The 11,074-nt window shown below is 42.2% G+C and carries 13 protein-coding genes; 12 read left to right on the top strand and 1 reads right to left on the bottom strand.

Annotation, left to right across the window (positions count from 1 at the left end; genetic code table 11):
• Positions 1–205: 205 nt before the first annotated feature.
• The 6 genes from JQM82_RS12330 (at position 206) to JQM82_RS12305 (ending at position 5,870) form a co-directional block, all read left to right on the top strand.
• Positions 206–418, top strand: coding sequence for a hypothetical protein (locus tag JQM82_RS12330; RefSeq protein ID WP_235250646.1), 213 nt, complete (start codon positions 206–208; stop codon positions 416–418).
• A 722-nt stretch (positions 419–1,140) separates the two neighbouring features.
• Positions 1,141–2,868, top strand: coding sequence for a glycosyl hydrolase family 18 protein (locus JQM82_RS12325; RefSeq protein WP_334302964.1), 1,728 nt, complete (start codon positions 1,141–1,143; stop codon positions 2,866–2,868).
• Between the two features lie 57 nt (positions 2,869–2,925).
• Positions 2,926–3,606, top strand: a complete 681-nt coding sequence (locus JQM82_RS12320; protein ID WP_235250642.1) for an N-acetylmuramoyl-L-alanine amidase family protein — start codon at positions 2,926–2,928, stop codon at positions 3,604–3,606.
• A gap of 20 nt (positions 3,607–3,626) precedes the next feature.
• The gene (locus tag JQM82_RS12315) at positions 3,627–4,676 is read left to right on the top strand and encodes an L-threonylcarbamoyladenylate synthase (RefSeq protein ID WP_235250640.1); all 1,050 of its coding nucleotides are present in this window, start codon (positions 3,627–3,629) and stop codon (positions 4,674–4,676) included.
• A 57-nt stretch (positions 4,677–4,733) separates the two neighbouring features.
• A complete protein-coding gene (gene upp, locus JQM82_RS12310; protein WP_235250639.1) occupies positions 4,734–5,363 on the top strand; it encodes a uracil phosphoribosyltransferase in 630 nt (209 codons plus the stop codon).
• 18 nt (positions 5,364–5,381) lie between these two features.
• Complete coding sequence (locus JQM82_RS12305; RefSeq protein ID WP_235250638.1) at positions 5,382–5,870, top strand: deoxycytidylate deaminase; 489 nt, start codon at positions 5,382–5,384, stop codon at positions 5,868–5,870.
• A gap of 30 nt (positions 5,871–5,900) precedes the next feature.
• On the opposite strand, the gene JQM82_RS12300 is transcribed toward JQM82_RS12305, so the two are convergent.
• Entirely contained in the window at positions 5,901–6,137 is a 237-nt protein-coding gene (locus JQM82_RS12300; protein ID WP_235250637.1) for a YaaL family protein, read from the bottom strand.
• A gap of 98 nt (positions 6,138–6,235) precedes the next feature.
• On the opposite strand from JQM82_RS12300, the gene JQM82_RS12295 reads away from it, so the two are divergent.
• The 6 genes from JQM82_RS12295 (at position 6,236) to JQM82_RS16245 (ending at position 10,878) form a co-directional block, all read left to right on the top strand.
• Complete coding sequence (locus tag JQM82_RS12295; RefSeq protein WP_235250636.1) at positions 6,236–6,463, top strand: pro-sigmaK processing inhibitor BofA family protein; 228 nt, start codon at positions 6,236–6,238, stop codon at positions 6,461–6,463.
• Between the two features lie 209 nt (positions 6,464–6,672).
• Positions 6,673–7,650, top strand: a complete 978-nt coding sequence (locus JQM82_RS12290) for a hypothetical protein (RefSeq protein WP_235250635.1) — start codon at positions 6,673–6,675, stop codon at positions 7,648–7,650.
• A complete protein-coding gene (locus JQM82_RS12285) occupies positions 7,586–8,794 on the top strand; it encodes a CpaF family protein (protein ID WP_235250634.1) in 1,209 nt (402 codons plus the stop codon). Before JQM82_RS12290 ends, JQM82_RS12285 begins: the two co-directional genes overlap by 65 nt.
• Positions 8,742–9,497 (top strand): type II secretion system F family protein, encoded by a 756-nt coding sequence (locus JQM82_RS12280; protein WP_235250633.1) that lies wholly within the window; start codon positions 8,742–8,744, stop codon positions 9,495–9,497. Before JQM82_RS12285 ends, JQM82_RS12280 begins: the two co-directional genes overlap by 53 nt.
• The gene (locus tag JQM82_RS12275; protein WP_235250632.1) at positions 9,434–10,723 is read left to right on the top strand and encodes a hypothetical protein; all 1,290 of its coding nucleotides are present in this window, start codon (positions 9,434–9,436) and stop codon (positions 10,721–10,723) included. Before JQM82_RS12280 ends, JQM82_RS12275 begins: the two co-directional genes overlap by 64 nt.
• A gap of 26 nt (positions 10,724–10,749) precedes the next feature.
• Positions 10,750–10,878 (top strand): hypothetical protein, encoded by a 129-nt coding sequence (locus tag JQM82_RS16245; protein ID WP_268827735.1) that lies wholly within the window; start codon positions 10,750–10,752, stop codon positions 10,876–10,878.
• Positions 10,879–11,074: the final 196 nt, after the last annotated feature.

Raw genomic sequence — 11,074 nt, 5'->3', positions numbered from 1 at the left:
GAATCTATCAAACAAATCAGATTTCGCCATTTCTGGCAAAATAATTCACACTAACATATGTATAATACCGGAACTATCTTCTATTTATAATGTAAGCTGAAGCATAGAAGCCAAGATTTATGTATCACATGCATCTCCTTTATTTTTTTGGCATTATATGCAGATACAGCCGTAGTTATCATCCGGTGGATAAGGAGGATGAAGCATGCAAAATGATAAGAATCTGCAGCAGATGTTCCAGGAACTTACAGGGTATGAAAAAAAGAATGTAGAACTGAAGATTAATGGAGCACCGGCAAGCCCCATGCAGATTGTACAGGCGCACTTGATGCGTGAGCACAATGAATATATGCGAGAGTATGTACTGGACGAGGAAGGTGACATCAAAGAACTGCGTTTTCAGCGTATTGAGAAATAATATAATTTAATGAATAAGATTTGCAAATATCCCGCAAAATACAATAAAATGTCGAAATAAATAATGACGTGTGTCGACTGGTTTGATATAATGAAATCTGTAGGAGGTGCAGCATGGAAGATAAAGAAAAAAGAAGCCGCACAACTTTGGACCGTACAGGAAGCATCAAACGACCAAACGAAGCAGGACAGAAAATACCGCAAACCACGGAAACCGAGTCTGCAGGAAGTCGTGCCGGTATGCCTAGAGCCGGTGGAGATGAGACCAGGACACGTCGAAATGCTGGGAAAGAATATATAGATCAGAAGGCCGGTACGATCAGAACAGGAACGTCGGAACGCCGCACCGGAGGAACGAGAAGTGCAACACCAAGATCAGGGAATGCATCATCTAGACCAACAGGTGCTGCATCAAGGTTGAGTAGTCCTTCCTCGAGACAGGAAGGAGCACAGACAGGATCGCGGAGTACGTCTGCAAATGCGAAGGGTACATTTGTAAATGCAAACGGTACATCTGAGGGAAGGAAGAGCACATCGACGGATTCAAGAAATGCACCGGGACAGGGGAAAAGAAGCGGAGAATCCTCAAGAAGAATTTCAGAAAGATCGACAGGGACACAGAGAAGAAGACCTCAGAATTCAAGGTCACAGTCTCAAAGGCCGTCATCAAGAAAAAGGCCGGCTGGCAAGGCACAGTCCAGGAGAAGAAGAAAGAGAAATCTTATGCTTAAGATGATTCTTCTGATGATATTAATTGCTGCAGCGATCATAGGAACATTTTTGTGGAAAAGATATAGTCCTTCTAAAGAAACGTATGATTTACAGAAATATTATGGAATAGAAGATGAAGGGCAGATGGCGATTACCATTGATAACCAGGTGGTAGAGCCACATGGAATGATCGACAATGGAAAAGCTTATATTGAGTATAATGTGGTGAGAGATTATATCAATAGTCGGTTTTATTGGGATCCAAATGAAAATATTCTCCTGTATACGCTTCCGAAAGATACAGTATCTGTAGAGGTTGGAAGTAAGGATTATTCTATATCCAGAGAAAAGAAAAGTGAAGATTATATTATTTTAAAGACAGAAGGAAGCACAGCTTATATTGCACTGGATTTTGTTCAGCAGTATACGAATATTGAATATGAAGTATTCAGTGAACCAGATCGCGTGATGATTCAGACAGAATGGGGTGAGACAAAAGTCGCGACGGTGAAAAAAGATACACAGGTGAGATATCAGGGCGGTGTAAAGAGTCCGATATTAACCGAACTGGAGAAAAAAGAAGAAGTTACCATCGTAGAAGAAGAGGAAAACTGGAGTAAGGTTCGTACAAAGGATGGTTTTATAGGCTACGTGAAAAAGAGTGCTCTGAAAAAGGTTGAGACAAAGAATTTGACCAGAGAGTTTGAAGAACCGGTCTATACGAACATTACAAAGGATTACACGATTAACATGGCATGGCACAACGTGACCAATCAGGATGCGAATAATAACGTATTGCAGAGAATTGCACAAAGTAAGGGTCTTACGACAATTGCGCCTACATGGTTTCATATCGCAGATACCGATGGTAATATGAATTCGATCGCTTCAGCAGATTATGTAAATTATGCACATCAGTCGAACATAGAAGTGTGGGCGACGATCAGAGATTTTGACGGTGGAATTAATTCCTATGATGAATCTTATGAGGTTCTCAGTTATACATCGAAGAGAGAGAATCTGATTAATGAGCTGATCTCAGAATCACTTCGTGTCGGAGTAGATGGCATCAATGTGGATTTTGAAAAGATTTCGGATGAATGTGGAGAACATTATATACAGTTTATTCGTGAACTTTCAGTGAAGTGCAGACAGAATGGTCTGGTACTTTCTGTGGATAATTATGTTCCGAAGGGTTATAACATGCAGTATGACCGCAAAGAACAGGGAATCGTGGCAGACTATGTAGTCATCATGGGTTATGATGAGTATTTTGCAGGTTCTCCGGAAGCAGGTCCGGTGTCTTCCTATAATTTTGTAAAAGAAGGAATTGAGGAAACATTAAAAGAGGTTCCGGCTGAAAAAGTAATCAGCGGTATCCCGTTCTTCTCAAGATTGTGGAAAGAAACACCAAAGACTGAGGAGGAGCTGGAAAGTCAGGAAGGAACTGACGGGGCTGAGTATACGATGAATGTGGAAAGCGAGGCCATGGGAATGGATAGCGCAAAAGCACAGGTAGAGCAGGCAGGAGCGGAGATTACCTGGGATGATTCGGCAGGTCAGAATTATGCAACATGGGAAGTGGACGGTACAACATATAAGATCTGGCTGGAAGATGAAAACTCACTTGAACCGAAGCTTAAGCTTATGAAAGAGAATAAGCTTGCCGGTACAGCTGCATGGGCACTTGGACAGGAAAATACTGATATCTGGAATCTGATATTAAAATATGTAAACTAAAATAAAATACCTCTCGAAGTCATATAGTATGATATAAGACAGTCGGGAGGTATTTTCTTGTACAGAAAAGTGGAATTGATAATTCTGGTTTTGATATTGATAGGCCTGGCGGTATTGAGCAGGAATCTGCAGCAATATGTCTCGAGTAATCAGGTTACACAACAGGAAGATGTGATTGTGATCGATGCCGGACATGGAGGATTTGATCCCGGAAAGATAGGAGTGAATCAGGCGAAAGAAAAGGATATTAATCTTATTATCGCAATAAAAGTGAAAGAAAAAGCCGAAAAAAGAAATATAAAAGTTGTCATGACAAGAGATAAAGATACTACATTGGCGGAAGCTAATGATGTTAATAAAAAAGTACAGGATATGAAGGCAAGGGTACAGACAATCAATGAGACAGCTCCGGCACTTGTAGTGAGTATTCACCAAAACAGTTATAGTGATGAGAAAGTACACGGAGCGCAGGTGTTTTACTATTCACATTCAGAAAAAGGAAAAAGGGCAGCAGAGATTATGCAGAAAGCATTGCTCAAAATAGATCCGGAGAATACAAGAGAGGCGAAGGAGAATGATACATATTATCTCCTGAAACGCACGGAAGTGCCGACAATCATTGTAGAGTGCGGATTTCTCAGCAATTATGAGGAAGCAGAAAAACTGATCAATGAGAATTATCAGGAACAGATTGCTGATGCGATCGCAGAGGGAATCATAACTTGTCTGGAAAACTAGAGTGTAGTATAATAAAAAACATGAGAACAATAATAAAGAAAGTAAATAAAAATGAATTAAATACAGAAATTATCAAAGAAGCCGGGCGTATCTTAAAAGAAGGAGGATTGGTAGCATTTCCTACAGAGACAGTGTATGGTCTGGGGGCAGATGCGTTAAATGAGGATGCGGCCAGAAAAATATATGCCGCAAAAGGGAGACCGTCCGATAATCCTTTGATTATTCACATTACCAATATGGATTCTTTAGAAAAGATCACCAAAAACGTTTCTGAAAAAGCGAAGAAGGTAGCACGGCATTACTGGCCGGGTCCGCTTACCATGATATTTGACAAAAGTGAGATCGTTCCATATGGAACAACCGGGGGGCTGGATACAGTTGCTGTTAGGATGCCGGTACATGAGATTGCAAAAGAAGTCATAGATGCCGGCGGTGGATATATTGCAGCGCCAAGCGCCAACACATCCGGACGTCCGAGTCCTACGACTGCACAGCATGTTGCAGAAGATATGGATGGAAGAATTGATATGATTGTAGATGGCGGTGCGGTAGATATTGGCGTGGAATCTACAATTTTGGATATGACGGTGGATCCGCCTATGATTTTGCGTCCGGGAGCTATCACGAAAGAGATGCTGGAAAAACTGATTGGCGAGATTGATGTTGACAGAACACTGATCCAACCGGACAGTAAAAAGGTTCCGAAGGCGCCGGGCATGAAGTACAGGCATTACGCACCGAGAGCAGAGCTTACGATTGTCGAAGGAAATATTGATCAGGTGGTTTGTGAGATCAACCGGCTTACGGATGAAAAACAGAAAGAAGGGTATAAAGTCGGAATCATCGGCACCAAGGAATCTGTCCGCAGATATCTGTACGGTGACGTAAAATGCATCGGAACCAGAGAGGATGAGGCAACTATTGCGGGAAATCTGTATGGTATTCTGAGAGAGTTTGATGACGACAAAGTTGACTTTATCTACAGCGAATCTTTTGCGACAGATGGCATAGGAAGTGCGATTATGAATCGACTGTTAAAAGCGGCAGGACATCATGTGATTAAGATATAACAGAGCATGTAAAAAAATGATATAAAAGTATATGCAGACAATTAAGGAGGAGAAAAGATGTCAAAAGTACAGGTTATGGATCATCCGTTGATTCAGCACAAGATCACTTACATTCGAAGAGAAGAGGTAGGATCAAAAGAATTCAGAGAGATTGTCGGGGAGATTGCCTCTCTGATGTGTTATGAAGCAACGCGGGATCTCAAGCTTCAGGATGTGAAGATCAAAACACCAATTTGTGAAACCACAGGGAAAGAACTGAGCGGAAAGAAGCTTGCAATTGTTCCGATCTTAAGAGCGGGTCTTGGAATGGTAGATGGTATGATTCATATGATTCCGTCTGCAAAAGTAGGCCATATCGGATTGTACAGAGATCCGGATACATTTGAGCCGATCGAGTATTACTGTAAACTGCCGGCAGATTGTGATGAGAGAGAAGTGTTTGTGGTAGATCCGATGCTGGCAACCGGAGGATCCAGCGTTGCAGCGATTCAGATGCTTAAGGATAAAGGTGTAAAACGTATCCGTTTTATGTGCATCATTGCAGCACCGGAAGGTGTAGAGAGAATGCAGAAAGAGCATCCGGATGTGGATCTTTATATTGGTGCCCTGGATGATCATCTGAATAATCATAAATATATTGTTCCTGGCCTTGGAGACGCAGGAGATCGCATTTTTGGAACCAAATAGGCTTTGGGGAGGTACTGTATGGGAAATAAGCGTGAGGATTACATCAGCTGGGATGAATATTTTATGGGTGTAGCGAAGCTTTCAGGTATGCGCTCCAAAGATCCGAATACACAGGTTGGCTGCTGCATTGTGAGTCAGAATAATAAGATTCTTTCCATGGGATATAATGGGCTTCCGGTGGGATGTTCGGATGATGTGTTTCCGTGGGACAGAGAAGGGGAAGATCCACTGGAAACGAAATACGTGTATACTGTTCACAGCGAACTGAATGCAATCCTGAACTATCGGGGCGGCAGTCTGGAAGGGGCAAAATTATATGTTTCACTGTTTCCATGTAACGAGTGTGCAAAAGCAATCATTCAGAGTGGAATTAAGGAAGTAATCTATGACAGCAATAAGTATGAGGGAACGGCTGCGGTGATGGCATCTATGAGAATGTTTGATGCGGCTGGCGTCAATTATCATCAGTATCACCGAACCAATCGTGAGATTACGATTCGATTATAGGATAATGAATGGAAAAAACAGGCCGGGATGTCAGAGCATCCGGGCCTGTTTCAGCAGAAAACGATATCGCTTCCATGCGGCGTTTCCTTCGTAGATATAACAGTCAATCAGATCGGGATCAGAGGCGTTCTGGAAATTATTATAGGCATCATCTAACTGTCGCCTGGCAAGTGCAATTTCATCCAGAAGCGTATCTTTTTCAGGATCAAGTGACAGGCGTTTGTATATATCTTCTTCTGCAGTATTTCTGCGGTTGAATAATTGCATAATCTACCTCCATATAAATCTGTCATTTTTTTGTAATATAGTATAGACGGATTTCAGGAATAAAATACCACCTGTAGAGATATATATGGAATAAAGGTATGATTGGAGGAAGAGTCGGTATGGAGCGCAGGGCATCACTGGTGGTTAATTTTGTGATTCGTGTAATTGTTGGGTGTACCATGATCTTTTTTGCAAATGAATGGCTGGATATGCAGGGATATTCGGCACATGTAGGATTCAATCTGATTACTCTTTTGACCTCAGGAACGCTGGGAATTCCAGGGGTTGCACTGTTATACGGAATTACTTTTTACAAAATTCTGTAAGAGTTGCACAAAGTTTCGCGGTTTTAAAAAAAGGGGTAGACAGATATAAAGTATAGGGTATATAATCGTCCTACAAGTTATACATGATAACTTGTATCTGATTTGTTTGTTCTGGATATCTGATTCAGAAAGTTTCAATTTATTCTATTTCAATGCCGTTTCGGCAGTTATTTCAATTTTAAGAAAAAAGAGACAGGGAGGAATATTATGTGAGCAGTGGATGCCTGGTGATTTGTGATCAGGAAGAGGGATATGCGGATGCACTTGCTGACTTTCTGGCAAGAAAAAAGGGACTGGCACTGAGTGTGCAGATGTGTAATGATACTGCGCAGGTGCTGGAGCTTCAGAAAAACTGTCCGATTGATATTCTGCTGATAAGCAGCAAATATCCAAAAGAAGACAGGGGCAGAATCAGATCGGCAAATACGGTGATTTTAACTGCTTCCCAGAAAGAAGAGACAGATGAAAATGAGTCTGCAGTCTATAAGTATCAGTCAGGAGAAACAATTATGAGAGAACTGATTGGGAAATGCAGTAAGATGTCGGTTGCAGAAAGTCTTTTTCTGGAGACAGTCCGTAAAAAAAGTATGAAAACGATAGGAATATTTTCGCCGATCCATCGATGTGGAAAGACAAGCTATGCACTGGAACTTGGAAAAAGGTTGTCGATGTCACAGAATGTGTTATATCTGAATCTGGAATTATATGGCGGAATCGGAGGGTATTTCCCGGAAACGGGCCAGACACTTGCTGATGCGCTTTACTATTCCAGACAGGAAAGTAAGAATTTTGGAGCAGTACTGACAGGTATGGTCAGGCACCTTGGGGCTTTGGATTATCTGCTTCCGGTAAGAATATCAGAAGATATAAAGGCAGTGGAACCGGAAGACTGGATCTGCCTTTTGGAGCAGATTGCTGCGTATAGCCTTTATGACATTCTGATCCTGGATATAGACGAGGGGATTCAGGGTGTATACGGAATTCTGCGGTTATGTACGGAGATCTATATGCCGGAAGTGACAGATGAGATTAGCAGAGCGAAGATGCTTCAGTTTCAGGAAGAGCTGCATCTTCTGGGGTATGATGATATAAGCAGAAAGATTACAGTAAGGAGGTGGGAGCATGATACAGGCAGAGCAATTGCATGCGAGGATTCTGCAGAAACTGGATATGACCAGAGAAATTGAAGATGAAGAACTGACGGAGCTGATCTATGGAGTCCTGCAGGAAGTTTCCAGGGAGGAATATCTGACGCTCGAGAGAAAAACGATGCTTGGAAAGGAATTGTTTAATGCGTTTCGAAAGCTGGATCTGCTGCAGGAGTTTCTGGAAAATGAAGAGATTACTGAAATAATGATTAACGGAACGCAGAATATCTTCTATGAAAAAGAAGGGAGAATCTTTCAGTCGGAGAAGAGGTTTCTTTCACGGGAAAAGCTGGAGGATGTAATCCAGCAGATTGTGGCAGGAGCGAATCGACTGGTTAATGAGGTCTCACCAATAGTGGATGCAAGACTTCCGGACGGCTCAAGAGTCAATGTTGTGCTTGCGCCGGTGGCGCTGGATGGACCTATCGTGACGATCCGTAAGTTTGGAAAAGATGTTCTTACTATGCGGCAACTGATAGAATGGAATTCTATCAGTGAAGAAGTATCCGAATTTCTTGCTGTTCTTGTTGAGACTGGGTACAATATATTCATAAGTGGCGGAACCGGATCCGGGAAAACCACATTTCTTAATGCGTTATCGCAGTATATTCCAGGAGAAGAAAGAATTATTACAATAGAAGATAATGCAGAACTGAAGATTCAAAATGTATCGAATCTGGTCAGACTGGAGGCGCGCAATGCCAATATAGAAGGAACGGGTGCAATTACGATCCGGGATCTGATAAAATCGGCTCTTCGAATGCGCCCGGATCGCATCATAGTCGGAGAGGTTCGTTCATCTGAAGCCATTGACATGCTTCAGGCATTGAACACAGGTCATGACGGAAGTCTGAGCACCGGACATGCCAACAGTCCAAGAGATATGTTAAGCCGTCTGGAGACGATGGTTCTGATGGGCATGGAACTTCCGCTTCCTGCGATTCAGCGGCAGATTGCTTCGGGGATAGATATTATTGTGCACCTGGGGAGGATGAGAGATAAGAGCCGCAAGGTACTTGAGGTGACAGAAGTGCTGGGGTATGACAGGGGCGAGATTCTGTTGCAGACGTTATATAGATATGAAGAAGAGCAGGCAGGGGGAAGAAAGTCGGGTGGCTGGAAGAAGATTCATGAACTTACACACAGAAAGAAGCTGCTGGAGGCAGGATATCACACGCCGTGACCGGTTTGGATCAGTTTTGAAGACTGTAGGAATTCTATTGATAACAGCGTGGATGTATTATGGAACTTTCCTGGCGGCCGTGTTGTTCATTCCTGCCGGCTGTTGGATGTACCGGATGTTTCAAAAGGAACTGGAAGAAAAAAAGGCAGCTGAGTTTCAATTGCAGTTCAAGGAGGCAATTCAGACGCTTTCTGCATCTTTGAACAGCGGATACTCTGTGGAGAATGCTTTTTATGCGACTCAGAAGGAACTTCTTATCATCTATCCACCGGAAGCAAGAATTTCCAGAGAATTACTGATGATTGTAAGAAAGCTGAAAATACATGTACCGATAGAACAGGCGTTAAAAGAGTTTGCGGAATGTACACAGACAGAAGAGGTTCAAAGCTTTACGGAAGTATTTGGCATGGCAAAGAGAAGCGGTGGAGATATGATTGCCATTATACGGGATACCGTTCGACAGATCAGTGACAAAATAGACGTAAAAAGGGAAATTGACACGATTTTGGCAGCAAAGAGATATGAATTTCGGGTGATGTCTGTCATCCCGTATATCATTATCGGGTATATGTCGGTCAGTTTTCCAGAGTTTATGAAGAGTTTGTATGGCAATGCTGCAGGAATCGGGGTGATGACAGGATGTCTTGCAATCTACACAGGCGCATATTATCTGGGCGTAAAGATAATAAAGATAGAAATCTGAAAAATGAAAGAATAAAATACTGGAAATATATATCTGTTGTGCTGATGGTGGCGGGAAGTCTTCTTTTGCTTGGGGACTGTGTGAATTCTCTTGTGAAAACAGATGGAAAGATCGTGCGAAACGATTACGGGAAGGGAGACCGAACAGAAGAACTGGATGTAAAAACAGAAGATTCAAAAAGGACGTCGGTAGAAGTACAGATTACGGAAAGAATGTATTCAGAGCAGGAGATCCAGGAGTTATTTCGGAGTATCATCAGGAAAATGGATCAATGGATTCTTGGAGATAATGAGAGCCTGGATAGAGTGGAAACAGATATGAATCTTATAACACAGATTCCGGATACACCGGTGGAGGTATCATGGAAACTGGATCGATACGATGTAATGAATGTCCGGGGAGAGATTCGGGAAAAAGAAATAGAAGAAAAGGGGGAAGTGGTGAATCTTAGTGCTGTCCTGACATATACGGAAGATGAGACGCAGCAGGCCTTGTATCAGTGTGCTGTCCGGATCTGTCCGCAGACAATGACGGATATGGAGGCAAAAAAACAGTTCATCAAAGAAACACTTCAAAAGGAAGAGCAACTGGATCGGACGGAACGAGTCTGGAAACTCCCGGATACCATTCAGGGAGAATCAGTGTCTTATTATCATAAGATGGACAGTCGTGGATTCATATTGATCATCATGGGAATCATATCCGGATTATTGCTGAAGGCCCTGAGACAGCAGGAACTGAAAAAAGCAGAGAATGAACGAAAGAGGCAGATGATGCAGGATTATCCGGATATTGTCAATAAGATTACCCTGTTCCTCGGAGCAGGAATGACCGTAAAACGTGCATGGAAAAAAATTGTGGAGGAATATGCGACCAGAAAAAATACAGCTGGGATACGCTACGCATATGAAGAGATGAAACAGACCTGTTATGAGATGGAAAGTGGAGTTGCGGAAGCAGAAAGTTATGAAAACTTTGGCAGACGGTGCAATGTACAGGCTTATATTCGTCTGGGCGCACTCTTATCACAAAATCTCAGAAAAGGAACGAAAGGTCTGGGTGACCTTCTTAAGATGGAATCTGTGCAGGCTTTCGAAGACCGCAAGGCAAGAGCAAAACGTATGGGTGAAGAAGCAGGTACCAGACTTTTGATCCCGATGTTTCTGATGCTTGCAGAAGTATTGGTCATTGTGGTTGTGCCGGCATTTTTATCCATGCAGATATAAAAAGGAATCAAGAAAGGAGAATGAGTATGTGGAGAATACGTTATATGATGCAGGTATTGAAAGAAAAGCGGGGGATTGGAGTTGTGGAAGTTATCCTGATACTGGTTGAAATATTAACCACCTATTATGGGGTGAGTATAAGGTGTATAGGGTAAAAATATGTGGACAAATAGAACTGGATATACAGTGAGAGGTAGAAAGTGTGTATGAGGTTAAAGGAAAAAATAACAAAAGAAGTTGTATTAATTAGATACTACAATGTATTATTCTATTTGTTTTTTGAAATAGGGATAGACGATTTTAAGAAACAATGTTTAGTAAGCTGGGTGACATCAACACAAAGTATAAGGA

The organism is Faecalicatena contorta (genome assembly GCF_021531995.1).
GTDB classification, from domain to species: Bacteria; Bacillota; Clostridia; order Lachnospirales; family Lachnospiraceae; genus Dorea_A; species Dorea_A contorta_A.
This window is presented reverse-complemented; position numbering and strand designations above follow the sequence as displayed.